The sequence below is a fragment of the Bradyrhizobium sp. SZCCHNR1002 genome (assembly GCF_032381435.1).
Lineage (GTDB): Bacteria > Pseudomonadota > Alphaproteobacteria > Rhizobiales > Xanthobacteraceae > Bradyrhizobium > Bradyrhizobium aeschynomenes.
Map to the genome: position 1 here is coordinate 1860001 of NZ_JAUHIS010000001.1, position 25837 is coordinate 1885837.

At 64.5% G+C, this 25837-nt stretch carries 21 protein-coding genes, 2 tRNA genes and 2 rRNA genes (1 of these 25 cut by a window edge); 7 read left to right on the forward strand and 18 right to left on the reverse strand.

Going from position 1 to position 25837, the window contains the following annotated elements:
* From QX108_RS08260 to QX108_RS08325, 14 genes are all read right to left on the reverse strand, one after another.
* Positions 1–1178: ribosomal RNA gene (locus QX108_RS08260) — 23S ribosomal RNA — on the reverse strand (it extends 1667 nt beyond the left edge of the window).
* Positions 1179–1664: 486 nt separating this feature from the next.
* A tRNA-Ala gene (locus tag QX108_RS08265) sits at positions 1665–1740 on the reverse strand.
* Between the two features lie 94 nt (positions 1741–1834).
* Positions 1835–1911: transfer RNA gene (locus tag QX108_RS08270), tRNA-Ile, on the reverse strand.
* A 229-nt stretch (positions 1912–2140) separates the two neighbouring features.
* Positions 2141–3629: ribosomal RNA gene (locus QX108_RS08275) — 16S ribosomal RNA — on the reverse strand.
* The 16S and 23S rRNA genes sit together here with 2 tRNA genes alongside, the layout of an rRNA operon.
* Positions 3630–4226: 597 nt before the next feature.
* Complete coding sequence (locus tag QX108_RS08280; protein WP_315779858.1) at positions 4227–5966, reverse strand: nitrilase-related carbon-nitrogen hydrolase; 1740 nt, start codon at positions 5964–5966, stop codon at positions 4227–4229.
* Positions 5967–5977: 11 nt separating this feature from the next.
* Positions 5978–6967, reverse strand: coding sequence for an acetamidase/formamidase family protein (locus QX108_RS08285; protein WP_315779856.1), 990 nt, complete (start codon positions 6965–6967; stop codon positions 5978–5980).
* 32 nt (positions 6968–6999) lie between these two features.
* Positions 7000–7716, reverse strand: coding sequence for an ABC transporter ATP-binding protein (locus tag QX108_RS08290; RefSeq protein ID WP_315779853.1), 717 nt, complete (start codon positions 7714–7716; stop codon positions 7000–7002).
* Entirely contained in the window at positions 7709–8425 is a 717-nt protein-coding gene (locus tag QX108_RS08295; protein WP_315779851.1) for an ABC transporter ATP-binding protein, read from the reverse strand. Before QX108_RS08295 ends, QX108_RS08290 begins: the two co-directional genes overlap by 8 nt.
* On the reverse strand, positions 8425–9489 hold the full coding sequence (locus QX108_RS08300) for a branched-chain amino acid ABC transporter permease (RefSeq protein WP_315779849.1): 1065 nt from the start codon (positions 9487–9489) through the stop codon (positions 8425–8427). The genes QX108_RS08295 and QX108_RS08300 overlap by 1 nt, the downstream gene beginning before the upstream one ends.
* A gap of 10 nt (positions 9490–9499) precedes the next feature.
* Entirely contained in the window at positions 9500–10372 is an 873-nt protein-coding gene (locus QX108_RS08305; protein ID WP_315779847.1) for an ABC transporter permease subunit, read from the reverse strand.
* 92 nt (positions 10373–10464) lie between these two features.
* The gene (locus QX108_RS08310) at positions 10465–11703 is read right to left on the reverse strand and encodes an urea ABC transporter substrate-binding protein (protein ID WP_315779845.1); all 1239 of its coding nucleotides are present in this window, start codon (positions 11701–11703) and stop codon (positions 10465–10467) included.
* 9 nt (positions 11704–11712) lie between these two features.
* Entirely contained in the window at positions 11713–12378 is a 666-nt protein-coding gene (locus QX108_RS08315) for an ANTAR domain-containing response regulator (protein ID WP_315779843.1), read from the reverse strand.
* On the reverse strand, positions 12375–13535 hold the full coding sequence (locus tag QX108_RS08320) for a transporter substrate-binding domain-containing protein (protein ID WP_315779841.1): 1161 nt from the start codon (positions 13533–13535) through the stop codon (positions 12375–12377). The genes QX108_RS08315 and QX108_RS08320 overlap by 4 nt, the downstream gene beginning before the upstream one ends.
* Before the next feature lie 294 nt (positions 13536–13829).
* Positions 13830–14009 (reverse strand): hypothetical protein, encoded by a 180-nt coding sequence (locus QX108_RS08325; protein WP_409998484.1) that lies wholly within the window; start codon positions 14007–14009, stop codon positions 13830–13832.
* Between the two features lie 312 nt (positions 14010–14321).
* Between QX108_RS08325 and QX108_RS08330 the strand changes: the two genes are divergently transcribed.
* Complete coding sequence (locus tag QX108_RS08330; protein ID WP_315779838.1) at positions 14322–14741, forward strand: NUDIX hydrolase; 420 nt, start codon at positions 14322–14324, stop codon at positions 14739–14741.
* Between the two features lie 88 nt (positions 14742–14829).
* Here the strand turns inward: QX108_RS08330 and QX108_RS08335 are convergent, their stop codons facing one another.
* Together QX108_RS08335 and QX108_RS08340 are read right to left on the reverse strand one after the other, a co-directional pair.
* Positions 14830–15039: a PRC-barrel domain containing protein gene (locus QX108_RS08335; RefSeq protein WP_315720913.1), complete on the reverse strand. Its 210-nt coding sequence runs from the start codon at positions 15037–15039 to the stop codon at positions 14830–14832.
* 142 nt (positions 15040–15181) lie between these two features.
* Entirely contained in the window at positions 15182–16846 is a 1665-nt protein-coding gene (locus tag QX108_RS08340) for a tannase/feruloyl esterase family alpha/beta hydrolase (protein WP_315779836.1), read from the reverse strand.
* Between the two features lie 171 nt (positions 16847–17017).
* Here QX108_RS08340 and QX108_RS08345 point away from each other — a divergent pair, with 171 nt between their 5' ends.
* Positions 17018–18376, forward strand: coding sequence for an LLM class flavin-dependent oxidoreductase (locus QX108_RS08345; RefSeq protein WP_315779834.1), 1359 nt, complete (start codon positions 17018–17020; stop codon positions 18374–18376).
* 16 nt (positions 18377–18392) lie between these two features.
* On the opposite strand, the gene QX108_RS08350 is transcribed toward QX108_RS08345, so the two are convergent.
* Complete coding sequence (locus tag QX108_RS08350) at positions 18393–19040, reverse strand: aspartate/glutamate racemase family protein (protein ID WP_315780559.1); 648 nt, start codon at positions 19038–19040, stop codon at positions 18393–18395.
* A 183-nt stretch (positions 19041–19223) separates the two neighbouring features.
* Entirely contained in the window at positions 19224–19892 is a 669-nt protein-coding gene (locus QX108_RS08355; RefSeq protein WP_315779832.1) for an O-methyltransferase, read from the reverse strand.
* Positions 19893–19984: 92 nt separating this feature from the next.
* Here QX108_RS08355 and QX108_RS08360 point away from each other — a divergent pair, with 92 nt between their 5' ends.
* The 5 genes from QX108_RS08360 to QX108_RS08380 all read left to right on the forward strand — a co-directional run bounded on the left by QX108_RS08360 (position 19985) and on the right by QX108_RS08380 (position 25762).
* A complete protein-coding gene (locus tag QX108_RS08360; protein WP_315779830.1) occupies positions 19985–20641 on the forward strand; it encodes a TetR family transcriptional regulator in 657 nt (218 codons plus the stop codon).
* A 1060-nt stretch (positions 20642–21701) separates the two neighbouring features.
* Positions 21702–22634: an aliphatic sulfonate ABC transporter substrate-binding protein gene (locus QX108_RS08365; protein WP_315780557.1), complete on the forward strand. Its 933-nt coding sequence runs from the start codon at positions 21702–21704 to the stop codon at positions 22632–22634.
* Positions 22635–22716: 82 nt separating this feature from the next.
* Complete coding sequence (locus QX108_RS08370; RefSeq protein WP_315779828.1) at positions 22717–23334, forward strand: nitroreductase family protein; 618 nt, start codon at positions 22717–22719, stop codon at positions 23332–23334.
* 346 nt (positions 23335–23680) lie between these two features.
* Complete coding sequence (locus tag QX108_RS08375; RefSeq protein WP_315720919.1) at positions 23681–24976, forward strand: O-acetylhomoserine aminocarboxypropyltransferase; 1296 nt, start codon at positions 23681–23683, stop codon at positions 24974–24976.
* Positions 24977–24979: 3 nt separating this feature from the next.
* Entirely contained in the window at positions 24980–25762 is a 783-nt protein-coding gene (locus QX108_RS08380; RefSeq protein ID WP_315779826.1) for an alpha/beta hydrolase, read from the forward strand.
* The last annotated feature ends 75 nt before the right edge of the window (positions 25763–25837 follow it).

A 25837-nucleotide genomic window follows, 5' to 3' on the forward strand; every position in this document is an offset into this window, starting at 1 on the left:
TACGCTTTCTTTAAAGGATGGCTGCTTCTAAGCCAACCTCCTGGTTGTTTTGGGATTTCCACATCCTTTCCCACTTAGCCACGAATTGGGGGCCTTAGCTGTAGGTCAGGGTTGTTTCCCTCTCCACGACGGACGTTAGCACCCGCCGTGTGACTCCCGGATAGTACTCTCAGGTATTCGGAGTTTGGTTGGGTTTGGTAAGACGGTAAGTCCCCCTAGCCCATCCAGTGCTCTACCCCCTGAGGTATTCGTCCGAGGCGATACCTAAATATCTTTCGCGGAGAACCAGCTATTTCCCAGTTTGATTGGCCTTTCACCCCTAACCACAAGTCATCGGAGCCTTTTTCAACAGGCACCCGTTCGGTCCTCCAGTGAGTGTTACCTCACCTTCAACCTGCTCATGGCTAGATCACTAGGTTTCGGGTCTAATACAACGAACTTGACGCCCTGTTCAGACTCGCTTTCGCTGCGCCTACGCCTATCGGCTTAAGCTTGCTCGTTAAATTAAGTCGCTGGCCCATAATACAAAAGGTACGACGTCACCCAGAACGCATCTTGGGCTCCGTCTGTTTGTAGGTGTCCGGTTTCAGGTCTATTTCACTCCCCTCGTCGGGGTGCTTTTCACCTTTCCCTCACGGTACTGGTTCACTATCGGTCGCTGAGGAGTACTTAGGCTTGGAGGGTGGTCCCCCCATGTTCAGACAGGATTGCACGTGTCCCGCCTTACTCGAGCATGAATGTTCGCATTACCCATACGGGGCTATCACCCTCTGAGGCCCTGCTTTCCTGACAGGTTCTGGTTGGCTTACATTCATGACTGGCCTGGTCCGCGTTCGCTCGCCACTACTAGCGGAGTCTCGGTTGATGTCCTTTCCTCCAGGTACTTAGATGTTTCAGTTCCCTGGGTTCGCTTGAAACCTCCTATGTATTCAGAAGTCTCATACCTTCTCTTGATAACCGGAAATCCAAAACCTCACGGCTCGGGATCATCCTAGTCTCCTATTCAAACCCCAAGACCAAAGGTCTTGGAGTTCCGGCTATCGAAGGTGGGTTTCCCCATTCGGAAATCCGCGGATCAAAGCTTCTTCGCAGCTCCCCACGGCTTATCGCAGCGTAGCACGTCCTTCATCGCCTCTCAGCGCCAAGGCATCCACCGAACACCCTTAAGGCACTTGATTGCTCTCATTATCAATGTCCACACACTCGGCAGAATGTTGTCAGCTCCCCACCTGCCCCGAAGGACAAGCGTTAGTGAGCTGCAGGACACTGATTAGAAAGACCAGCTTGCTTCTTAAGATCGAACCGATCGCCGTGCGGTCAAGCGCGGCGAACAGAGTCATTTACAACAGACAGGATGCTTCACAGCTTCCAGCCTGCGCCGAAATGACCCGGAGATAGTGAAGGCGTCGATGCAAAGTCGAACGCGGACCGCTTGCGCGGTGGCGCTCATTGCACGACCCAACTCGGATCGATCTCCTCTTCACGATGTCAGATAACACGCAGTTGCCTGTCGTCCCGGTGAGGACCAGACAATGCGAAATGTTGTCTCGCGGACGAATTGAACACGCTCGATACAGCCCGCCTACGCCCTATCGGGCTCCGGCGCGGCAGCCTTCGCTGCACGGCTGGCTTGCCGAGCCGAAGCAGGCGTAGCCTGCGAAGGCTGGTGGAGCCTGTCGGGATCGAACCGACGACCTCATGCTTGCAAAGCACGCGCTCTCCCAGCTGAGCTAAGGCCCCCTACTCGGAAAGACGAATGCAATGTAGCGCGATCGTCGAGACGATTGGCTTACCAAATGGCTTGCCAGGCGATAGCGCCGGCAGGCGCGAAGATTGGTGGGCCTGGGAAGACTTGAACTTCCGACCTCACGCTTATCAAGCGCGCGCTCTAACCAACTGAGCTACAAGCCCTAACGCTCGAAGCTCGTCACTGCCCTGCCCCGAAAGGCTGATACAGCAACCGCGCAGCCCCAGGCAGCGTGTTCGTCCGCGAAGAAAGAGAAACGAAGACGGCGAAATCCCGCCAATGGAACTCAACCCGATCTGGCGATCGTGCTGGTCCCTGATGTTTCTAAAACAGCTCGATAGTGCGCGATCCGAAGATCGTGACCCGAAGGTCAGACTGAAGAGCCATCCTTAGAAAGGAGGTGATCCAGCCGCAGGTTCCCCTACGGCTACCTTGTTACGACTTCACCCCAGTCGCTGACCCTACCGTGGTCGGCTGCCTCCATTGCTGGTTAGCGCACCGCCTTCAGGTAAAGCCAACTCCCATGGTGTGACGGGCGGTGTGTACAAGGCCCGGGAACGTATTCACCGTGGCGTGCTGATCCACGATTACTAGCGATTCCAACTTCATGGGCTCGAGTTGCAGAGCCCAATCCGAACTGAGACGGCTTTTTGAGATTTGCGAAGGGTTGCCCCTTAGCTTCCCACTGTCACCGCCATTGTAGCACGTGTGTAGCCCAGCCCGTAAGGGCCATGAGGACTTGACGTCATCCCCACCTTCCTCGCGGCTTATCACCGGCAGTCTCCTTAGAGTGCTCAACTAAATGGTAGCAACTAAGGACGGGGGTTGCGCTCGTTGCGGGACTTAACCCAACATCTCACGACACGAGCTGACGACAGCCATGCAGCACCTGTGTTTCGGGCTCCGAAGAGAAGGTCACGTCTCTGCGACCGGTCCCAAACATGTCAAGGGCTGGTAAGGTTCTGCGCGTTGCGTCGAATTAAACCACATGCTCCACCGCTTGTGCGGGCCCCCGTCAATTCCTTTGAGTTTTAATCTTGCGACCGTACTCCCCAGGCGGAATGCTTAAAGCGTTAGCTGCGCCACTAGTGAGTAAACCCACTAACGGCTGGCATTCATCGTTTACGGCGTGGACTACCAGGGTATCTAATCCTGTTTGCTCCCCACGCTTTCGTGCCTCAGCGTCAGTATCGGGCCAGTGAGCCGCCTTCGCCACTGGTGTTCTTGCGAATATCTACGAATTTCACCTCTACACTCGCAGTTCCACTCACCTCTCCCGAACTCAAGATCTTCAGTATCAAAGGCAGTTCTGGAGTTGAGCTCCAGGATTTCACCCCTGACTTAAAGACCCGCCTACGCACCCTTTACGCCCAGTGATTCCGAGCAACGCTAGCCCCCTTCGTATTACCGCGGCTGCTGGCACGAAGTTAGCCGGGGCTTATTCTTGCGGTACCGTCATTATCTTCCCGCACAAAAGAGCTTTACAACCCTAGGGCCTTCATCACTCACGCGGCATGGCTGGATCAGGGTTGCCCCCATTGTCCAATATTCCCCACTGCTGCCTCCCGTAGGAGTTTGGGCCGTGTCTCAGTCCCAATGTGGCTGATCATCCTCTCAGACCAGCTACTGATCGTCGCCTTGGTGGGCCATTACCCCACCAACTAGCTAATCAGACGCGGGCCGATCTTTCGGCGATAAATCTTTCCCCGTAAGGGCTTATCCGGTATTAGCACAAGTTTCCCTGTGTTGTTCCGAACCAAAAGGTACGTTCCCACGCGTTACTCACCCGTCTGCCGCTGACGTATTGCTACGCCCGCTCGACTTGCATGTGTTAAGCCTGCCGCCAGCGTTCGCTCTGAGCCAGGATCAAACTCTCAAGTTGAACTTGAAGCTTTGAACCGGCTGATCACAACGTTTGACGAGGTCCCACCAATCGATCTCCACGCTTCACAGCGCGAAAACCATGGTGTTACCTTTGAAACATTGTCCGCCGAAGTCTTCTCGTCCGATCTCGAAACCAAGCCGAAGCTCAATCCCGAGACCCGCAAGGACTCCGCCGTCCACGTTTCTCTTTCTTCATCTTCACTTGTCAAACAGCCCGCACTTGTTAGTTCGCGAACTCAGTCGCTCCGAACTAATTAGTGCACCTTCTTCGGTCTCTTTCGCCGTCGAAGTCTCCGTTGCCGGGGCGCTTCAAATAGCTGATTTTTCGAGACCGTCAAGAGCTTTTCTGAAGAAAAACTCAAGAGCCAGTCGGAAGAAGAAACATCAAGGAAAACAACGTTGGTCCCGGAAGTTCGGGGGCCTCAGTCATCGGTGATGTCCGGCTGGCGTGGTGGTGAGATAGTGCGACGCCGCATCCCGCGCAAGAACTTTTTGCGACGGCTGTGAAGAAATGTGGACAGCGTCGTCGCACCCCGCTCTGCGCGCCGTCACATGCCGCATCCGTTCCATTTTGGAACGGATGGCGCGCGCAAGCTCAGAAATTGCTCGCCTTCGATTGCACCAGCGCGCGATAGGAGTGCGGCATGCGCATGCAGACGAGATCCTTCCGCCGGACGACGTTGGTCGGATAGACGCTGTCGAGATTGCTGGTGTCGATCTCGAGCGTCGCAACCCCCTCCCCGCGCTCGATCATCGCCTCGCGGCGCGGAAACGCAAACGTATCCGGACCGAACACGCCGCTGAGCCCGCGATACTCATTCGCGGCGTCGCACACATTCGCGAATGCGAAGTACGCATTGTTCTCGCCACCGCGAACACGGAAGTGATGCCAATGATGCGCGTCGGCCCCGGTCGGGATCGGCGCCGGCTGCATCACCTCGGTCCCTGCATGCGCCGCACTGAAGGTCCCCTTCACCGCCGAAGGACACACGATCAGGTCGCAGCCGCGCAAGGCGAGCACCCGGCCCGCCTCCGGAAACGCCGCGTCATGGCCGATCAGGATGCCGATCCGCCCCATCGGCGTGTCGACGACCGCCCATTCGTCTCCGGCCGTGGCCCAGCTGCGCTCGGCCGTGGTCAGGTGGGTCTTGCGGTAGGTGGTGATTTTACCGTCGGGTGTGACCAGGACGGCTGAATTATAGATGGCGTTCCCGTCTCGTTCTGCAAGACCGCAGACCACGGTTAGTCCCTGGCCAGCCGCGATCTCGCTGAGTGCGGCCGTGATGCGGCCTGGGATCGGTTCAGCCGTTTCGGCCGGATTGGTCAGCCCCGTTGCCGCAAGTTCCGGGAAAACAACGAGCTCGGCGCCCTCCCCCTTCGCCATAGCCGCGAGCTCGGCGATGCGGGCCAAATTGGCCGCGACATCCGACGTCGGCGTGAACTGCGCCGCGCTGATCCGGGAGCGCTTGCCCACCGGCCATGGCTGGTGACCGTAGAGCCCGAAGAAGTCGCGCGGGTTCCAGCTGTAGGTATTGGTGAGCAGCTCAGGATACAGCTCCGGTCGGCGATGCGCGAACACCGGCTCGCCGAGCACCTTGCGTGCCCGCGCCCATGCGAGATCGATCTCGGCAAAGGCTATGCCGTCGCCCTTGTCGATCACGGCCGGCAGGCTGCCATCGGGCGCAATGACGCAGCTGCCGCCGGAGAACTGCACGGTGCGCTCCAGCCCCCAGCGGTTGCTCTCGATCACGTAGCAGGAGTTCTCGAAGGCGCGGCTGATCCAGTACGGCGCCGGCGTGCGCTCGGCGAGCCAGTTCGAGATGTGGCAGATGATGTCGGCGCCGCCGAGCGCCATCAGCCGCGCCGTCTCGACGAAATGGATGTCCATGCAGATCAGGAGCGCGATGCGGCCGATCGGCGTTTCGAACACCTGGTTGTGCAGGTCGCCGGCCGCGGCCCATTTCGGCTCGGAGATGTAGGGATGCGTCTTGCGGTGCCGGCCGATCACGCCGTCGGGGCCAATCAGCACCGCGCTGTTGTAGTAGATGTCGTCGTCATCGACCTCCGGCATGCCGATCACGATGTAGCAATCATGCCGTCTCGCCAGCGCCGCGAAGCGGTGGGTGCTCGAGCCCGGCACCTTCTCGACGTAAGGCGCCACCTCCGCGCGATCGTACCAGCAATAGCCTGTCGTCCCCATCTCCGGCGTCACGATCAGCTTCGCGCCCGACGCCGCCGCCTGCTCGCACAGCGCGAGCAGGCCTTCGATGTTGCGCTCCTTCTCGGCCAGAGTGGGCTCGAACTGGACGGTGGCGACCTTGTACGTCATCGGCATCGTCGGCAACCTCAGACCAGAAAATGCTTCTTGATGGAGGCACCGAGCGTGTATTTCGGATCGACCATGTTGCCGAGCCGGACGCGGCCGGCCTGCGTCAGCAGCATGTAGGCGTCGATCTCGTCGAAGCCGTAATCGGCGGCCATCCAGCGGCACAGTTCGCGATAGGCGATGCGCGCCGCATCCTCCATCGGCCGGGCCGAGCCGATGGTCATGATGAAATCCTTGGTCTCCAGCCGTGGCCAGGCGATGCTCCAGCCCTTGATGAGGTCGACCTGCACCGTCGTGACGGTCGGATGCTCGATCGCGACCCCGCACAATTCGCCGTCGCCCTGCGCGGCATGGCAATCGCCGAGATAGAGCAGCGCCCCCTTGGTATTCACCGGCAGATAGATGATCGCACCGGTGCCGACATCCGGCAGATCCATGTTGCCGCCGTAATAGTCCGGGACGAGCGAGGAGATCGCCTCGATCTCCGGCGAGGTGCCGATGGTGCCGATGAACGGCTCATAGGGCAGCGTGATCTTGTCGTTCCAGACCGTGCCCTTCTCGGCCGTGATCTCCAGCTTCTTCACGCGCTCGGGCAGCGCCGGATTGAGCAACGCGGTATTCCCCGTTCCGACGAGCCCGCCGAACTCCGGCATGATCACGGTGGTGCCGCGCGGCTGCGGCCCGCGCGGGACGATGCTTTCGATGTACACGGCAAGCGTGTCGCCCTTCTCGGCGCCGTTGACGTAGATCGGGCCGTTCTGCGGGTTGAGGAACGGGAAGTTCAGGATCTTCGACGGGCTGTCGGTCTCATGCTTGATCGCGCCCTCGAACGCATCATGCGTCTCGGCCGAGACGACAGCGCCGGGATCGATCGTCAGCACCGGCTCGACATAGGGACCGTAGACGTAGTGATACTTGCCCTGATCCTTCTCGGTGATGACATGGTGTGCGCCGCGCGCGCCCTTGGCGACGCCCTTGCGGGCCATGATCGATTCCGACTGCCAGGCCATGCTCGTTCTCCTTGTGCTCGTTTCGAGTTTCTTCAGACTGCGAGGTGGCGGCGCATCTCGGCGGCGTCGTCGAGCGCCTCGCGCGCAAGGCTCGCGGTGATGCGGCCCTTGTCCATGACGTAGGCGCGCTGCGCCATGGCGCGGATCATGTCGAGATTCTGCTCGACGAGGATGATGGTGACGCCGGTCCGGCGGTTGAGCTCGACCATGTTGCGGGCAATGTCCTGAACGATGTTCGGCTGGATGCCTTCCGACGGCTCGTCGAGCAGGATCAGATTGGGATCCGCGATCAGCACGCGGCCGATCGCGAGCTGCTGCTGCTGGCCGCCGGACATCGTGCCGGCGCGCTGGCCCCAGCGCTCCTGCAAAATCGGGAACGCGCCGATCACGCGCTGCTTCCCCTCCTCCGGAATGCCGCCGCCCTTGATCGCCGCGCCGACCGCGATGTTCTCGCCGACCGTCAGCCGCGGAAACACGTCGCGGCCCTGTGGCACATAGCCCATGCCGAGCCGCGCCCGCTTGTGCGCCGGCAGGTGCTCGACGGCCTCGCCGCGATAGACGATCGAGCCGGACATCGCCGGCACCAGCCCGATCAGGCTCTTCATCAAAGTCGACTTGCCGACGCCGTTGCGGCCGATCACCGCGACGATCTCGCCCTCGCGGACCTCGACCTCCAGGCCCTGCAGCACCGGCTTGCCGCCATAGCCGGCGCGCAGCCCGACGGTGGTGAGGATGACTTCCTTACGCATGCGCCTGCCCCAGATAGATCGCAGCCACGCGCTCATCGGCGACGATCTCGTCGATCGAGCCCTGCGCGAACACCTGGCCGAGATGCAGCACGGTGACGCGCTGCGCGACCTGGCGCACGAACGCCATGTCGTGCTCGATCGCGAGCACGGTCATGCCGGCCGCGTTGAGCCGCCGCACCATCTCGCCGGTCATGTGCGTCTCCTCCGGCGACATGCCGGCGGTCGGCTCGTCGAGCAGCAGCAGCCGCGGCTTCAGCGCGATCGCCATGCCGATCTCCAGCCACTGCTTCTGGCCGTGGCTGAGATTGCCGGCGAGTTGCGCCTGCTCGGCCTCCAGGTTCAGAAAGGCCAGCAGACGATCGATCTCTTTCGCCAGCGCAGCGCCATGCAGCCGGCTCTGCAGCGCGATCTCCAGGTTCTGCCGAACCGAGAGGCCCTTGAACACGCCGGGCACCTGGAACTTGACCGAGAGCCCGCGGCGGATGCGCGCGAAGGATTTCAGCGCGGTGATGTCCTCGCCGGCGAAAGTGATCTGGCCGCTGCCGGGATGATGCTCGCCGAGGATCAGGCGGAACAAGGTGCTCTTGCCGGCGCCGTTCGGCCCGATCAGGCAGTGGATCTCGCCCTGCTCCAGCACGAGGTTCACCGAGTTCGTGACGTGCAGGCCGCCAAAATGCTTGTTGACGTCGCGCAATTGCAGCAGCGCCATCACACGGCCTCCTGCTTCCGCCGGGTCACGAGCTTGGTGATCCCCTTGATGACCCCGAGCACGAGGCCATTGGGTGCGATCAGCACGGTGAGCACCAGCAGCACGCCCATGAACACCAGCGCATATTGGCTGCCGTAGATCGTCAGCGCCTGGAAGCCGGACAGCACGACCAGCGTGCCGATCACGGTCGCGGTGAGATCGCTGCGGCCGCCGACGGCGACCCAGATCAGCGGCAGCGATGCCGCCGTCATGCCCATGCTGGAGGGCGTGATGTACTGCCCCCACACCGTGTAGAGCACGCCGGAGAGGCCGGCGAGCGCGGCACCGATGACGAAGGTGATCAGCTGATATTTGCGGATGTCGTAGCCCAGCATTTCCGCGCGCTCTGGATTTTCCCGGATGGCGACGATGACGTTGCCGAATGACGAGTTCATCAGGATGCGCAAGCCGAGATAGACAAGAACGAGCATGCCGAGCACGACGTAGTACAGCCCGACATCGGCGAACAGCACGATCGGGCCGCCGAACCAGGGGATGGTCAGCGGCGGCATCGCGCTCATGCCATTGAAGCCGTTCAGGCGGGCGGCGCCGATGCGCCATTCGGGTCCGGCGGTCTGCGCCATGAAGCGCTCGAGCATCAAGGTCACCGCGAGCGTAACGATGCCGAGGAAAACGCCGGCGATGCGGCCGAAGAACATGAAGTAGCCGAGCAGTGCGGCCACGAGGGCGGCCATGCCGATGGCCAGCAGCAGCGCGATCCAGGTGAAACCGTAGGACGCCCCGAAATTGATGGTGAGGATGCCGTAGCCATAGCCGGCGATGCCGAAGAACGCGGTCTGGCCGAACGACAGCGAGCCACCGTAGCCCCAGATCAGGCTCAGGCTGAGCGCGATGAACACCCAGACGAAGAAGTAGACGGTGTTGCCGACGGTGTAGCCGTCGCTGAACAGCGGATACGCCATCGCGCCGGCGAGCACGAGCGCGAACAGCGCCCAGAACGCAGGCCCACGGCCGAGCGTCTGCGGTCCTTCGAGACGGCGGAACAGGGAAGCAAGTCCAGTCACGGCGTCCTCCTCAGGTCCGCTCGCGCAGCACGAAGCCGGAGATGCCCTTCGGCAGCACCCGGACCACGATGATGACGGCGATCAGGAGGCCGATCTGGCCGAACAGCTGGCCCTGCCACGACGTCATGCCGGATTTCACGATGGCAAGGATGCCGCCGGCCGGCGCGGTGCCGAGGAAGACGTCGGCGCCGCCGATCACCACCGTGACGAACGCCTCCATGATGAAGGTCGCGCCCATGGTCGGCACCAAGGTCATGGTCGGCGCGTAGAGCCCGCCGGCGAGGCCCGCGAGCCCGGCTCCGCAGGCGAAGGTCAGGCTGTAGATCAGCCTGGTGTCGACGCCGAGCGCGGCCGCCATATGCGGCACCTGGATGGTGGCGCGCGCGAGCACGCCGAACCGCGTCCAGTTGAACAAGGCATAGAGCGCGCCGAGCACCGCGAGCGCGGCGACGAACAACACGATGCGGTAGATCGAATAGGAATAGGCGCCGACCTGGAAACTGCCGAACGGCGTGCCGACGCCGGCCATGGTCGACCCGACCAGGATCAGGGTGCCCTGCGTCGCGATCAGGCTGAGACCCCAGGTGGCGACGATGGTGTCGAGCGGCCGCTCATAGAGATGGCGGATCACCAGCAGTTCGACGAGCACGCCGACGACGGCCGACGCCAAGGTGCCGCAGAGAATGCCGAGCGGCAGCGGCAGGCCGGCATGCACCGTCGCCGCGGTGACATAGGCGCCACACATGATGAATTCGCCATGGGCGAGATTGATCACACCCATCATGCCGAAGATGACCGCGAGCCCGCAGGCCGAGAGCACCAGGAAGGCGAACGCGTCGCCGAACTGGTAGAGCGCAGAGAATGCCAGGGTTGCGATGTCCATGTCTTCGATCGATGTGGGGTTCGGATGCGTGAGGGGATGAAGCAACGGGCCGCTCCGGCGTGAGGGGACGCCGGAGCGGCCGCGGCCGCCGATCAGGGCTTCGGCGGCGGATTCGACGGCGTGTACTGCGCCATCGGATCCTTCTTGGTCAGGTCGCAGCCGGCGTCGCCCAGCCAGTACGGCTTGATGTCCTCCCAGACCTTCGGGAAGGAGATCGAATGGTCGGCGCCGACCTTGGCGAGGTAGATCGTGTGCGACATGTGCTGGCTCTTGGGGTCGATGCAGACCTTGCCTTCCGGGGCGTCCATGCAGACGTCACCCATCGCGATCACCTTGCGGATCTCGTCGCGGTTGGTCGACTTCGCCCGCTCCACCATCTGCTTGTAGAGATAGAGCGCGAGGTAGGAGTTCTCGGCCTCCTGGTTCACATAGGGCTCGTTGGGGAACTTGGCCTTGAACTTGGCCAGGAATTCCTTGCTTTTCGGCGTGTCGATTTCCTCGATGTAGTTGGTGGTGACGTACATGTCCTTCAGGCTCGGCGGCTTGAAGCGCTTGTGCTCGTAGCCCTGGCCGACGTTGACCGAGGAGGCCATCGGCAGGTTGACGTTGGCCGACGCCGCCTGCTCGTAGTACGAGGCCTGCGCGGTGCCGACCAGCAGGGTCACGACGAAGTCGGGCTTGGCCTTCTGGATGTTCTGGATGCTCTGCGAGAACTGCGACACGCCGAGCGGGATGAACTCCTCGCCGGCCATCTCGCCACCGTTCTCCTTGACGATCTTGCGCACCCACTCGGCCGAGATCTGGCCGAAATTGTAGTCGGCGGCGAGCGTGTAGACCTTCTTGCCATAGGTCTGCATCATGTACGGGATCAGCGTCGAGAACTGCTGCTCCGGCACCGCGCCCGTCACGACCATGTGGCCGTCGCAGACGCCGCCTTCATACTGGTTGTTGTAGAAGGCGAAGCCGTTGAACTGGTCGACGATCGGGCGATAAGCCTCGCGCGAGGCCGAGGAGAAGCCGGCGAACACGACGTCGACCTTGTCCCGCTGCAGCACGCGGCGCATGAACTCCTGGTAGCGCGTGTTGTCCGACTGGGTGTCGTAGGTCACGAGCTCCAGCGGACGGCCCATGATGCCGCCGGCCTTGTTGATCTCCTCGGCCGCGAGCTGGATGGCATGGACCTTGCCGATGGTGGCGGCGGCGAAGTCCCCGGACTGGTCTTCCAGCACGCCGAGCTTGATCGGCGCTTCGGCGGCATATGCGCCTGCCGCGAAGACAAGCGTCCCCGTGAGGGCTGCGGCACGCAGCCCCCGCATTCCAGATCTGGTCATGTGATGCTCCTACATCGCTTGCTTGTTGCCGCCTTGCAGCGTGGTGCTGCTCGGGCGTTTCGGCGTATCGGGCGGCATCGCCCGTCTCTTCAGGAACTCCTCGCAATAGAGCTCCAGACTTTGCCGCGCCCGCATGCTGTCGCGGCGAAGCGCGGAATAGGCATCGTCGTCGTTGAGACCGGTCTCCTGCATCAGGGACACGACGGCGCGGATCACGGCCCGGCGGCCGCGGCGGCGGCTTTCCAGGTCCTGCAGCTTCTCGTACATGTCGGTGCGCAGCAGGAACTGGTTGATGCCGAGGAACAGCGCGGTGTACACGGCGCCGCCATGCACGGGCTTGCGCAGGAACGAGGTGGCGCCGAGATTGACCAGCGCCTTGAGCCGGCTCGGCGCCTCGACGCCGACGAGACCGATCACCGGCACCGGCGGCAGCTTCGAGGCCGGACTGACCTCGAGCGCAACCGCGCCTTCGAGGTCGCCGTCGATGAACAGGATGTCGCGCTCGGGCAGGAGCGCAGACGCATCGAGCTGTGCGCGGCCGTCGACGATGTCAGGGTATTCGCAGGCGACGCCGAGCTTGGCGAGCGTCGTCTCCAGGGTGGTCTCCCACCCTGCCCGCCGGGTGATCACCAGCGCGCGGCCACCTTTAAAATTCTGCAGCAATCGGAAGGTCATGACTTCACCATTCGGAGCAGTGGTGGACGCATGGAGGTCGCGAAGCGTGGCGACGACTGCACGAGATAGGGATCGGGCGCGATCGGCTGCCGCGCTTCGAGCAGCAGCTCGAACTGGCCATCGGCGGAGGAGCGTGCGATGCGCGGCGTCAGCCAGGCATGGAAGGTCTGCGGATCGATCCGCACCTCGCCCTGCGGCGCCAGCAGACGCTGATTGGCGACGGCGCAGCGCACCAGCCGCGACTCGTCGCTGCCGGCCTGCGCCAAGGTCGCGGCGAGCAGCTTGACGGCGATGTAGGAGGCTTCGGCATCCGCCGAGACCACCGGACCATCGGGAAACGCCGCCGTGTAGGCGTGCAGAAAGGCTGAATTCTCCGGCGAGCTCAGCGAGGCGAAGTAGACGCTCGACGACAGATGGCCGTCGACGGCCTCAGTGCCGATCTCCTTGAGCTCCGGCTCGGACAGCGTACAGCTCGCGACCGGAATCTCCTTGGCCTGGTCGATGCCCGCCGCTCGGCAGGCGGCGCGGAAGGCGCGGAAGAACGCGTAGGCGCTGGTGCCGATCAGGTTGTTGAAGACGACGTCCGGACGCTGCTCCAGGATTGCGGCGATGACCTGATCGAACTCGGTATCGCCGACCGTGAGATAACGTTCCGCCAGCACCGTGCCGCCGCGCGCGGTCAGCGCCTCGCGGAAGATCCGGTTGTTCTCCCAGGCCCAGATGTAGTTCGAGCCGACGCAGAAGGCGCGCGTGCCGACGCGCGAGGCAAGATACTCGACCAGCGGCAGCACGTGCTGGTTCGGCGCCGCGCCGGTATAGATGACGTTGTCGGAGCTTTCGAAGCCCTCGTAATGCGAGGGATACCACAGCAGCCCGTCGAACTTCTCGAAGCAGGGAATCACCTCCTTGCGGCTCGAGGAGGTGTAGCAGCCGACCACCTGGCGGATACCGGAGCTCAACAACTCTCGCGCCAGCGCGCGATATTGGGCGAGATCGCCGGACGGGTTCACCACGACCGGCTCCAGCGTGATCGGGCCGTCGGCGGCGTTGACCTCGGCGAGCGCGAGCTGGGCGCCATTGAGCATCGAGCGCGCGACGACGCTGTACGAGCCCGTCGTCGAGAACATCACCCCGATGCGAAACGTCGTCCGTGTCATCCCGCGTCCCAAAACAAAAAAAGCGCCCGTCGGCTGTCAAGCCGAGGGCGCCCTCGCCACCAACCAAACACGCTTCGATCAGCGCGGTGTTGGAAATGGTTTGATCGTGCTCGCGTCCAATGGGCTGCTGTGCCCAACGCGTGGACATTACGGTCGCTTAGGACGTCTATCCTGTCAAGCGCGTTGTTGCAGCGATGGCTGCATCAATTCGTGCCCGCTTGCAGTAAAAAGATGCAGCTGCGACGATGTTGCCTGTGACATCCGGCGTCGCCCTGCGCGGCTGATCGTCGGGGGTCAGCGCGATCGCGTCGGGGTGCTGCGTGCTGGAGCGGTGAGGAAGCGGTCGAGCTCGACGATCGCCTCGGCCTCGCGGGCGCGGCGCAGCTGCCTGGCCTGCTCGATTCCGGGCGGCAGCCGGTTCGCCATATCGCGCGCCTCGCGCGCCGCCTGTTGCAACCGCTCGGCCAACGTCATCGTCTGCTTGACACGCCGGCGCCGTTTCTTCTCAACTTCTATTTCCATGCGAGATTGGATCCGGTTTCGTCGATACGCATGAACAACCTTAAATGAGGTCCTGAACCGCGCATCAACATAAGTGAATCGGCGTCGAACCACGTCGTCAGCGCTCGCAGGGCGCGAGCGACGGCGCCGGGCGAGCTGATGCTAGTCGCTGCGACGGCTCCATCACGTATCATTTGATATTCATTGCGCAGGTTTAATTGCCGCCCCATCAGGAACCAATCAACGGGCTGTCCGGTTCGATTCAAGCCATGAAAGGGGGGTCCCATGAAGAACAAGCAATTTGCCGCGCTCCCCTTTCGTATCGAGGCCGCACAGCTCAGCATTCTGCTCATCACCACGCGGCGCAAGCAGCGATGGTCGGTGCCCAAGGGCTCGCCGATGCTGCGCAAGGGCCCGCATCGTGTCGCGGCCATCGAGGCCTATGAGGAGGCCGGCCTGCGCGGCAAGATCGGCCGCCAGCCGCTCGGCCGCTTCAAGCACGCCAAGCGCAAGGGCAAGCGCAAGATCCTCTGCGACGTCGAGCTGTATCCGCTCAAGGTCAAGAAGCAGCACGGACGCTATCCCGAGCGCGGCCAACGCGAGCTGGTCTGGCTGCCTGCCGCGGAAGCCGCACGTCGCGTGCACCGGGCCAAGCTCCGCCGCCTGATCGAGAGCTTCGCCAGCCGATACGACGAACGGCGCTGAGCGCCGCGATGATGCATGTGACCATGCGACACGCCCTCGATCCTCTGCATGTCTGAGGGGTCCAAAGACGCCGGACCGGCGTCGCCGCTCAGCGCTGCGCGAACTTGATGGTCGACACCGGCCACCGCCCGTCATGGCCGCTGATCGTGATGCGCAGGCCGTGCAGCTCGTCGAGATAGACCTGCTCCACGGTTCCCGCCTTGCCGTCGCTCAACGCCACGCACTTCCCGATCAGCTCCGTCTGGGCATGCTCGAGCTCGTACAAGATGGTGAAGGCTCGCGTCTTGACGGCAACCATGAGGGAACGGTGTGAGGGCTGATGGGAGCCGCTACGCTGCGGAGGCAGGCCGGCGCTGGCCGGTAGATCGGCACGTCCTCATCCCGCGTCAACCGCCCATCAAGCGATCGTGCACGCCGCACCAACGACGCACACGCGCCGTTCAACGACACTCGAAATTCGCCGCCTCCTCGAGGCTGCCGCTGCCCTTGTAGATGGAGACCTTCGGGAACGCACAGAGATCGCGCGTGCGGCCCGGCCATGGTACGTCCGGCGCACGCCGCGCCGTCGCGCGGATCGCCTCCGGTGCGGCCGCCTTGCCTTCCACCCATTGATCGAGCGCGCTCAGCAGATCGAACTGGTCGGTTGCGGGTCCGCCGCCGCAATGGTTCATGCCAGGAACCAGGAACAGCCGCGCGAAGCCGTCGGCGTCGGCGTATTTCTTCTTCAGCTGCTCGACATAGTCGATCGTATCCAGCGCCGAGAAAATCGGGTCAGCGGCACCGTGGTAGAACAGCATCTTGCCGCCCTTGGACTTGAAGGCATCGAGATCGGTCGAGGTCGCCGCCTCATATTCCATGCCGGCGTCGAAGCCATCCGCGCCCTTCATCACCTTCGGCGTGTCGCGGTCGAGATCGAAATTGCGCACCCAGGCGACGAGATCGTCGGGCGTTTGCGGCGGGCTCATGAAGTCATAGGCCACGCCGCCCGGAATGAGCGTGAGATTGCGCGCGTTCGGCGGGCTGGCCTTGGGCGTCCCGAGCTTCCAGGCCCGCCAGCCGGGCGCGGCCAGGCCGGGATCGTAGGGCCAGCGCTCATAGATCAATCCGCCCATGGCATTGCGGCTGCCATCGAACATCAGCTTGACGGCCTTCAGCTTGGGCGGCGACAGGCATTGCGCGTTCTGCCCGTCCTTGCAGGCCAGCACCGCCGCATCGAAGCGGCAGGCCATGACGTCCTGCACCATGCCGTCCTTGGCGCCGTCGGCGCCATCGCACGCCGCGGTCACACCGTCGGCCACCAGCTTCAGATCGTCATCCGTCAGCGCGCTGCCGACATCGGCCTTGCCGTCGGGGCCGGGCGGCGCAATCGCCAGCAGCGCCTGCTCCTGCGCGATCACGTCGATGCCGGCCAGCGGCACGCGGTAGGCGGGCGCGCCGGCGACGACGCCGTCGAACAGCTCGGGAAAGCGCTGTGTCACCGCCATCGCCTGCCGTCCGCCATTGGAGCAGCCGGCGAAATAGGAGCGGCGCGGCGCGTTGCCGTAGAGCTTCTCGCTCGCCGCCTTGGCGGCAGCCGCCACCGGCGGAATCGAGCTGTAGCCCTTGTCGCGCCGCGCCTGCGGATCGAGGCCGAACAGATACGGCCCGAGCGGACCGGGCTCCTCGAGATGGCCGGCGTCCGTCGAGGCCGCGACATAGCCGTTGGAGAGCGCGTTCGGCGGCGTGGTGCCGGTCAACAGGCCGAGCGCCGGTCGCAGCACGCCATCGACGCCGCCACCGCCCTGGAAGACGAACTTGCCATTCCACGTCGCGGGCAATCGCAGCTCGTAGCCAACCGCATAAGGCTTGCCGTCGATGCCGGTGCGCTCGTTGATCTTGCCGCGGATCAGGCAGTGATCCGGTGCAGGGGCTGTCGCGCCGGCCGGAGCCGGCGGCGCCAGTTGCACGCCGCCGGCCGCGACGAACTCCGCCGTGACGATGCGGCCGCTGCCGGGAAAGCCCTGCGCGAGCGCGGCGCAGCCCGCCTTGAACTCGTCCGCGCGGGCGGTTGCCACGGCTGACGTGGTCAGTAGAAGCGCAGCCAGCGCCGACATCCGGATCATCATCACCTTCGTCCTCCCACCATGCGGGCACGCGCCGTCATTTGCTTTGCAGCGCTTGATCGTGTCAGACCATAGCCAAGCCTGCGCGACCCGCAAGCGGCCGTGCGCGCAGGCATGATTGAAAACCACCGTCGAACCGTGCCATTTCTCGACCCGACAAGATCGAGGGACATCATGGCTGCGGACATCCGGTTGAATGCGTTTGCGATGAACTGCGTCGGCCACCAGTCGCCCGGCCTGTGGCGGCATCCGCGCGACCGCTCCTCCGACTATAACCGCTTGCCCTATTGGCTCGACCTCGCAAAGACCCTGGAACGCGGCCGCTTCGATGGCCTCTTCCTCGCCGACGTGCTCGGCGTCTACGACGTCTATGGCGGCAATCCGGACGCCGCGCTGCGTCACGCCATCCAGGTGCCGGTGAACGATCCGATGATGCTGATCTCGGCCATGGCCGCCGTCACCGAGCATCTCGGCTTCGGCGTCACCTGCACGCTGTCCTATGAACCGCCCTATCCGTTCGCGCGGCGCATGTCGACGCTCGATCATCTGACCGAGGGCCGCATCGGCTGGAACATCGTCACCGGCTATCTCGACAGCGCCGCGCGCGGCATGGGCAAGCAGCGACAGACCGGCCACGATGATCGCTACGACGTCGCCGACGAGTACATGGAGGTCGTCTACAAGCTCTGGGAAGGCAGCTGGGAGGACGACGCCGTGAAGCGCGATCGCGCCAGCGGCATCTTCACCGATCCGGCGAAAGTCCACCGCGTCAGCCATCAAGGCGAGAACTACCAGATCGACGCGATCCATCTCTGCGAACCGTCGCCGCAGCGGACGCCGGTGCTGTACCAGGCCGGCACCTCGCCGCGCGGCCGCGTGTTCGCCGGCCGGCATGCCGAATGCGTGTTCATGTCCGGCCCATCGGCCAAGATCATCGCGCCGCGCGTCGCCGCGATCCGGCAAGCCGCGGTCGAGGCCGGCCGCGCGGCCAACGACATCGTGATCTTCAGCATCGCCACCGTCGTGCTCGGCGAGACGGATGCGGCAGCGGAAGCGAAGTTCGCCGACTATCGCCGCTACATCGACCACGAGGCCTCGCTGACGCTGATGTCGGGCTGGACCGGCGTCGACTTCTCGACCTACGAGCTCGACCAGCAGGTCCGCCACGTCCTCAACGACGCCGGCCGCAGCGCGATGGACAATGTCACGCGCGCCGATCCCGACCGCATCTGGACCGTGCGCGAGGTTGCCGAGCATGTCGGCATCGGCGGCATCGGGCCGGTGTTCGTCGGCTCGCCGGGGAAAGTGGCGGATCTCATCGAGAGCTGGGTCGAGCAGACCGGCGTCGACGGCCTCAACCTGGCGTTCGCGCTGTCGCCGGAGAGCTTTGCCGACGTCGCCGACATGCTGGTGCCGGAGCTGACCAGGCGCGGCCGCTACAAGAAGGCGTATCAGCCGGGCACCTTGCGCGAGAAGATGTTCGGACGCGCCCGGCTCGCCGCGCCGCATCCGGCGGCAGCCTATCGGCCGTAAGCCTGTCGCGCGCCGCTCAGGTCGACAGCCGCTGCAGCAGCTGGGCAACCGCCGCGGCGATCGGCTTGATGATCGGCACGGAAAATTGCGGCTGCAACTGATCGGCCGCCTGGGCCAGCGGCCCGCCGCCGATGATCACGGCGCCAGCGCCGTCCGAGATGCAGGCCCGCGTCGCCTCGGCCAGCGCCGCAGCAAGCCGCGTCGGATCGACCGCGAGCGCCGCGGGGTCGCCTTGCGTCAGGCGCGTTCCGGTGAATTGCGCCGACAGCTCGAGCCTGTCGGCAAGATCAGCGATGCTGGCGACCAGCGAAGGCGTCACCGTCGCGACGCCGAAACGCCGCCCACCCTGCGCGGCCGCCTGCATCGACGCCTCGCCGATCCCGATCACCGGCTGAGTGCACAGGCTGCGAAGCTCGGCTGCGCCGGGATCGCCGAACGCGGCGACAATGATGCCGTCGCAAGCCTCGCCATGCGCGCGTCCGATCTCGACCACCTCCGCCGCGGACGCCGCCAGCGCCGCGGGATCGACGATCATGGCGGGCGCCCGCGCTGCGGTCGCGCCGACCACCTCGGCACGGCCGGCACAGCAGGCCGCCGCAATCGACACCATCATTGCGGTGGTCGCAGCCGAGCTGTTCGGATTGATCAGGAGAATGCGAGGCATGCAGGCTGGGTCGCGCATGATGACGGGACTCTCCTCCTGACCAATCGCTGCCCGTCCGTCAACTCCCGGGCTCCGAACGGGCGTGCCGATCGGCGAGACCGAGGCCCGGTCCCGTAGCCCGCATGAGCCGCCGCGGCCACACACGCCGGCGCCGAACCGGCATGTCGCTGGCGCTCATGCGGGCTACGGGCGTGCGATCCGCATCGACAGTTCGACCTCGTCGCCGAACGGTACTGAGAGATAGCCGTTCGCAGGCGAGCGGACATGAGCAAGGTACTCCGGACAATAATCGGCATTGTCGGCCACGATGAGCGCGCCCGCACGCAACCTGTTTTCGAGCAGCGCGAGGATGTCGCCATACAGCGGCTTGGCGCCGTCGAGCAGCACCAGGTCGATCGTCTCCGGCAGATCGCCGCGCAGCGTCTGCAACGCGTCGCCCTGACGGATCTCGACCAGATCGGCGAGGCCCCCCTCGGAAAGATTGGCGCGGGCCCGCGCGACCTTCGACGCTTCGAACTCGGTGGTGATCAGCCGGCCGCCGCCATTGTCGCGCAACGCCGCGGCAAGGAACAGCGTCGAGATCCCGAACGAGGTGCCGAACTCGACGATCGATTTCGCGCCGCAGCTGCGCGCCAGCATGTAGAGCAGCGTGCCCGTGTCGCGCGACACCGGCAGTGGAAAATCCTTCAGCTGCGCGTAGAGCTCGACATGGCCGGATTTGCTGCGCATCAGCTGCTCGCCCCGCTCGGCCATGCCGGCAAAGATCGGGCTCGTCTCCGGGCGCAGCCGCGCGGCCTCGGTCAGCAGGCGATCCAGCAGCGGCGCCACGGGCTGGGTGGTGAGGGTGACCATGATCGTTCTCCGTTCCCCGAGATGTGTCGTTTGCGTCCAGGTCAGAATACGACTAATCATTCGCATTCGCTAATCGCATTCCGGACCGCGCCATGGCTCCCGCTCGAAAAGCCCAGATTTCCGCGAGAAAACAGCCACAACAAGCGCGCTCGACCGACCTCGTCGCGGCCATCCTGCAGGCGGCTGTTCAGGTTTTGACGACGGAAGGCGCGCAGCGTTTCACCACCGCCCGCGTCGCCGAGAAAGCGGGCGTCAGCATCGGCTCGCTGTATCAATACTTCCCGAACAAGGCCGCGATCCTGTTCCGGCTGCAGAGCGACGAGTGGCAGCAGACGACGGCACTGCTGCACGGCATCCTGGATGACAAGAGCCGCTCGCCGCTCACACGGCTGCGCGCGCTGGTCCACGCCTTCCTGCAATCGGAATGCGAAGAGGCCGCGGTCCGCGGCGCGCTCGACGACGCCGCCCCGCTCTATCGCGATGCTCCGGAATCGAAAGCTGCCCAAGCGAGCGGCCGCCGCGCCATGAAGGCCTTCATGCGCGAGGCGCTGCCCGACGCAAGTGACCCCGAGCGCGCGCGAGCCGCCGACTTGATCAAGACGACGCTGGGCCAGGTCGGCAAGCACTTCTCGGAGACCCCGCGCAGCCGCGCCGAGATCACGGCCTATGCCGATGCAATGGCCGACATGTTCTGCGCGTATCTGGAGAGGGCTGGCGCGCGGCCGAAGAAGGCGCGGTCGAAAAGCTAGGCGGGCCGGCGTTGCGGCAACGCACTCTCCGCCCTCGTCATTCGAGAGTCGATCTGCGCCCTCCCAATGCCGCAGCGAAGCCGGTCCCAGTTCATGCGCCCTCGCCCCTCGTGGGAGAGGGCATCTGTGGCCCATCCGCGCATGCGGTTGGGTGAGGGGTATGTCTCCGCGAGCCGAACTCTTGGAGGCATACCCCTCACCCAACCGAGCCTGCCGCACGTTCCTAGATGCCCTCTCCCACAAGGGGCGAGGGCACTGCTTTGCGCAGCGGTGGGGAGGCGACGGCATGACAGGCATTCCCACAGCCGCATGCGCCAACACGTGAAATTCACCCGCGATCTCAAGCTGATTTGCCCTGTCCAGTCCGGCAGCGAAAAATATTCTTGTTTCTTTTTTACCGAAGTCATGATCATATCTGCGCATCCCGCCCGATCGAGGGGCGCTTTCGCGAACGTCACGAAACGTTGGGTGGGATGCGGTGGCCGGTTCTCGTCGCAGCGTGCGTCATGCGCGCGGACGAACGAGGAGAGCCGGACGGCGAAGTCGCGTGGTCCTGATACTCCGACGCTAGTATCACGCGCTGATGCGCAAGCATCATGCGCAACGGTGGCCAGAAAGCCCGGCGCACCGGGGAGATCGCGTATAAGCCGTAAGCCCATCGCGCAGGGAAGGCCGGATGTCCGGCTGATCCTGTGGTGACCGCCGCGTGCTTTCCTTTTTGCACGCGGGCCATGGGTGTCAGTCGACGCCCGGCCTTCCCTGCGCCCTCTCTCGAAAAGAGGGACGAACGGCAGACACATCTCGGACGCTCAGGCGCCGCGAGCACATCGACGGCTGGCTCGTTGACAGCCGGCAAGGAACAAAGTTCTCGCGGCCCCATCGAATGAAGAACTTTCCTCTCCATCTGAACCGATCTGCAAAATTGCGCCGGGCAGTCGATCCTGCGAATGATCCTTCTGACACATGCGATCAATCCCCCGTCAGGAGATTTCCGATGGCATCATCGATCAGCGGCCCGCGCCGCGCGCGGCCCTTCCATCTCCTCCGTCGCGGCGTCCTGATGCTGGGCATCGGCGTGCTGGGCGCACTCGCGACATCGCGCACTGAGGCGGCCGAGACCTTGCGCATCGGCTATCAAAAATCCTCCACCCTGATGGCACTGCTCAAGACGAATGGCGAGCTCGAGAAGGCGCTGTCGCCGCTCGACATCAAAGTGTCCTGGCACGAATTCTCCAGCGGACTGCCGCTGCTCGAGGCCATCAATATCGGCAGCATCGATCTGGGCGCCGATGTCGCCGACACCGTGCCGGTGTTCGCGCAGGCTGCGGGCGCGAAGCTGGCTTATGTCGCCGAGGAAGCCGCCTCGCCGTCGGCGCAGGCGATCCTCGTGGCCACGGCATCGCCGATCAAGACCCTCGCCGACCTCAAGGGCAGGAAGATTGCGGTGACCAAAGGCGCCGGCAGTCACTATCTGCTGCTGTCGGCGCTTGCCAAGACGGGACTCTCGTTCAAGGACATCACCCCGGCTTATCTGCCGCCAGCCGACGGCCGCACCGCCTTTGTCAGCAACAATGTCGATGCCTGGGTGGCGTGGGATCCGTTCCTGAGCAGCACCATCCGCCAATCGGGCGCCCGGGTGCTCGCCGACGGCGCCGGTGGGCTCGCCAGCTACAAGCGCTATTATCTCGCATCGGCCGATTACGTCGCCAAGCATGGCGACGCGCTCAACGTCATCTATGGCAAGCTCGTCGAAACCGGCAAATGGGTGAAAGCCGATCCGGCCGCGGCGGCGAGCCAGTTCGCGGCGCTCTGGGGCATCGATGCGGCCACGGTCGAGGAGGCGAACAGCCACCGCTCCTACCGGGTCGGCGCGGTCACCGCAGCCGGCCTCGCCGAGCAGCAGAAGATCGCCGACGCTTTTCTCGCCGAACGTGTGCTGCCAGCGAAGCTGGACACATCTGCGTTGGCGATCTGGACACCGAGGGCGCCGTGAGACAGACAGGAACCGAGGATTGTGCTCCGCAGCGAAGCCGAGCACGAGGCCCGACGACGTGCCTGAACCAAGGAGCTGCCTTGTGACGACCCACCTTCCCCCGCCGACCGACCGCGCCACCGAGCACCCGGCGCATCGCATCTTCGTCGACCGCTGGTCGCCGCGCGGCTTCACCGACGAGGCGCTGCCGGAGACGGAGTTGCTGACCTTTGTCGAGGCGGCGCGCTGGGCGCCCTCCTCCTACAATTCACAGCCTTGGCGTTTCCTCTACGCGTTGCGCGGCTCCGCCGAATTCGACACCTTCCTGGCCCCGCTGATCGAGTTCAACCGCGGCTGGGCGCAGCATGCGGCGGCGATCGTCTATGTGCTGTCGAAGAAGACCTTCATTCCGGCCGGCAAGACCGAGCCGGCGCCGACGCGCACGCATTCCTTCGATGCCGGCGCCGCCTGGGCCAATTTCGCCAACCAGGCCGCGTTGTCCGGCTGGGCCACACACGGCATGAGCGGCTTCGACGTCGCCGCCGCGCAGACGGCGCTCGGCGTGCCCGATGGCTTCGCCGTCGAGATCGCGATCGCGGTCGGCCGCAAGGGCGACGGCGGGAAGCTGCCGGCGATGCTGAAGGAGCGCGAGAAGCCGAGCCCGCGGCTGGCCATCGCCGAGATCGCCGCGTCCGGCCTGTTCCCGAAGAGCTTCGGCTGAGGATCGTCGCCCTGCGGGCGCCGTTCTTGCGGCGTTTCGAACCATGAGGCTCGGAGACCAAGGTCCGGGCCTCGCCCTTCGAGACGCCCGCCTGTGGGCGGGCTCCTCAGGGTGAGGGGTGAATGCAGTGAACGGAGAGAGGATCGGCGTGTACGTGGTCCGGTGTGCAGCGTCGCCCTCAGCGCTCAACCCTCATGGTGAGGAGCGCCGCGCCGTAAGCAGCCCGTTGCGAGACGAGGCGATCTCGGGCACGGCGCGTCTCGAACCATGAGGCCACCGGTCGCTGACGCCCGCTGAAATCTGTGGCAGAAAGCAGAACCCGCAGTCAGACGAGAGCATAGCCCGCATGCCGCCGCCGAAACCGCCCGCTTTCGAAACCCTGAGCCTGCATGCCGGCCAGCACCCGGATCCCGCGACCGGCGCCCGCGCGGTGCCGATCTACCAGACCACGTCCTACGTGTTCGACGACACCGAGCACGCCGCTGCCCTGTTCAATCTCGAACGCGCCGGCCACATCTACACCCGCATCTCCAATCCGACCACGGCCGTGCTCGAGGAACGATTGGCGGCGCTCGAAGGCGGCGTCGGCGCTGTCTGCACCGCGAGCGGCCAGGCGGCGCTGCATCTGGCGATCGCCACGCTTCTGAATGCCGGCGACCACATCGTCGCCTCCTCCTCGCTCTATGGCGGCACCATCAACCTGCTGGCCCACACGCTGCCGCGCTTCGGCATCACCACCAGCTTCGTCAAGCCCAGGGATCACGACGGCTTCCGCGCCGCCATCAAGCCGAATACCCGGCTGCTGATTGGCGAGACGCTCGGCAATCCCGGCCTGGAAGTGCTCGACATCCCCAAGGTGGCAGCGATCGCGCACGACGCCGGCGTGCCGCTTTTGATCGACAACACTTTCGCGACGCCCTATCTCAGCCAGCCGATCGCGCAAGGCGCCGACATCGTGATGCACTCGGCGACGAAGTGGCTGGGCGGCCACGGCATCGCGATCGGCGGCGCGATCATCGATGGCGGCCGCTTCGATTGGCGCGGCTCCGGTAAATTCCCGCAGCTCACCGAGCCCTATGCCGGCTATCACGGCATCGTCTTCGACGAGCAGTTCGGCCCGGCCGCCTTCATCATGCGCGCGCGCACCGAAGGGCTGCGCGATTTCGGCGCCTGCCTGTCGCCGACCAACGCCTTCCATCTGCTGCAGGGCGTCGAGACGCTGCATTTGCGCATGGAGCGCCATGTCGCCAACACGCGCGCAGTGCTGGACGTGCTCACGGCCAACAAGGCCGTCGACTGGGTGTTGCATCCCTCACTCGAATCGCATCCCGACCATGCGCTGGCGGGCAAGCTCCTGCCGCGTGGCGCCGGTTCGATCGTGTCGTTCGGCATCAAGGGCGGACGCCCAGCGGGGCGCAAGTTCATCGAGAGCCTGAAGCTCATCAGCCATCTCGCCAATGTCGGCGACGCCAAGACGCTGGTGATCCACCCGGCCTCGACCACGCATCAGCAGATGGACGCAGCCCAGCTCGCGGCCGCCGGGATCGGCGAGGAGCTGATCCGGCTCTCGGTCGGCATCGAGGCGGTGTCCGACATCATCGACGATCTCGCACAGGCGCTGCGCGCCTCGCAGAAGGTGTGAGCCATGCAGCTGAGCATCAGTGATCGCGAGGTCTTCGCCGCCACCGGCGGCCGCGACTTCGATCCGTCCCTTCCCGCCGTCGTGCTCGTGCATGGCGCAGGCTTCGATCATTCGGTCTGGGCGCTGCACAGCCGCTGGTTTGCGCATCACGGCTTTACGGTGCTGGCGCCCGACCTGCCGGGTCATGGCCGTTCCGCCGGACCGGCGCTGCCGACCATCGCCGAGATGGCCGATTGGGTGGTTGCGCTCTTGCAGGCCGTGAACGCGAAGCCGGCGCATCTGATCGGCCATTCGATGGGCTCGCTGATCGCGCTCGATGCCGCGGCGCGTCATCCCGACCGGGTCTCGGCGCTCAGCCTGATCGGCACCGCGGCGACGATGACGGTCGGGCCGGATCTCCTCAAGGCGGCGGAAGCGAACGATCACGCCGCGATCGACATGGTCTCGATCTGGGGACTCGGTTTTGCCGCCGAGCTCGGCGGCAGTCGCGCACCGGGCCTGTGGATGCATGGCGGAGCGCAGGCGACGTTGGAGCGCTGCGCACCGGGCGTGCTGTTCAATGATCTCTCCGCCTGCAACAACTATCAGGATGCGCTGGCGTCAGCGGCCAAGATCACGGTGCCGACCCGTCTGATCCTCGGCGAGAAGGACATGATGACGCCCGTCAAGGCCGGCAAGACGCTGGCCGCCGCGATCGCGTCGGCGCGCACGATCGTGCTGCCGGGTGCGGGACATACGATGATGGCGGAATGCCCGGATGCGCTGCTCGACGCACTGATCGATTAGTTCGCTTGGCCAGGGTGCATCGAGCCCGCCCGGCATGCGCAATGAAACCACGCCGCCGTCGACGGGCGTCGCACC

Bases quoted from the DNA above. Each gene is read 5' to 3' on its own strand.
- QX108_RS08355 (WP_315779832.1), bottom strand. From the start codon at position 19,892: ATGGTCACCCTCACCACCCAGCCCGTGGCGCCGCTGCTGGATCGCCTG.
- QX108_RS08360 (WP_315779830.1), top strand. From the start codon at position 19,985: ATGGCTCCCGCTCGAAAAGCCCAGATTTCCGCGAGAAAACAGCCACAA.
- QX108_RS08340 (WP_315779836.1), bottom strand. From the start codon at position 16,846: ATGATGATCCGGATGTCGGCGCTGGCTGCGCTTCTACTGACCACGTCA.
- QX108_RS08295 (WP_315779851.1), bottom strand. From the start codon at position 8,425: ATGGCGCTGCTGCAATTGCGCGACGTCAACAAGCATTTTGGCGGCCTG.
- QX108_RS08310 (WP_315779845.1), bottom strand. From the start codon at position 11,703: ATGACCAGATCTGGAATGCGGGGGCTGCGTGCCGCAGCCCTCACGGGG.
- QX108_RS08330 (WP_315779838.1), top strand. From the start codon at position 14,322: ATGAAGAACAAGCAATTTGCCGCGCTCCCCTTTCGTATCGAGGCCGCA.
- QX108_RS08315 (WP_315779843.1), bottom strand. From the start codon at position 12,378: ATGACCTTCCGATTGCTGCAGAATTTTAAAGGTGGCCGCGCGCTGGTG.
- QX108_RS08375 (WP_315720919.1), top strand. From the start codon at position 23,681: ATGCCGCCGCCGAAACCGCCCGCTTTCGAAACCCTGAGCCTGCATGCC.
- QX108_RS08280 (WP_315779858.1), bottom strand. From the start codon at position 5,966: ATGCCGATGACGTACAAGGTCGCCACCGTCCAGTTCGAGCCCACTCTG.
- QX108_RS08305 (WP_315779847.1), bottom strand. From the start codon at position 10,372: ATGGACATCGCAACCCTGGCATTCTCTGCGCTCTACCAGTTCGGCGAC.
- QX108_RS08380 (WP_315779826.1), top strand. From the start codon at position 24,980: ATGCAGCTGAGCATCAGTGATCGCGAGGTCTTCGCCGCCACCGGCGGC.
- QX108_RS08285 (WP_315779856.1), bottom strand. From the start codon at position 6,967: ATGGCCTGGCAGTCGGAATCGATCATGGCCCGCAAGGGCGTCGCCAAG.
- QX108_RS08345 (WP_315779834.1), top strand. From the start codon at position 17,018: ATGGCTGCGGACATCCGGTTGAATGCGTTTGCGATGAACTGCGTCGGC.
- QX108_RS08350 (WP_315780559.1), bottom strand. From the start codon at position 19,040: ATGCCTCGCATTCTCCTGATCAATCCGAACAGCTCGGCTGCGACCACC.
- QX108_RS08335 (WP_315720913.1), bottom strand. From the start codon at position 15,039: ATGGTTGCCGTCAAGACGCGAGCCTTCACCATCTTGTACGAGCTCGAG.
- QX108_RS08325 (WP_409998484.1), bottom strand. From the start codon at position 14,009: ATGACGTTGGCCGAGCGGTTGCAACAGGCGGCGCGCGAGGCGCGCGAT.
- QX108_RS08320 (WP_315779841.1), bottom strand. From the start codon at position 13,535: ATGACACGGACGACGTTTCGCATCGGGGTGATGTTCTCGACGACGGGC.
- QX108_RS08365 (WP_315780557.1), top strand. From the start codon at position 21,702: ATGCTGGGCATCGGCGTGCTGGGCGCACTCGCGACATCGCGCACTGAG.
- QX108_RS08290 (WP_315779853.1), bottom strand. From the start codon at position 7,716: ATGCGTAAGGAAGTCATCCTCACCACCGTCGGGCTGCGCGCCGGCTAT.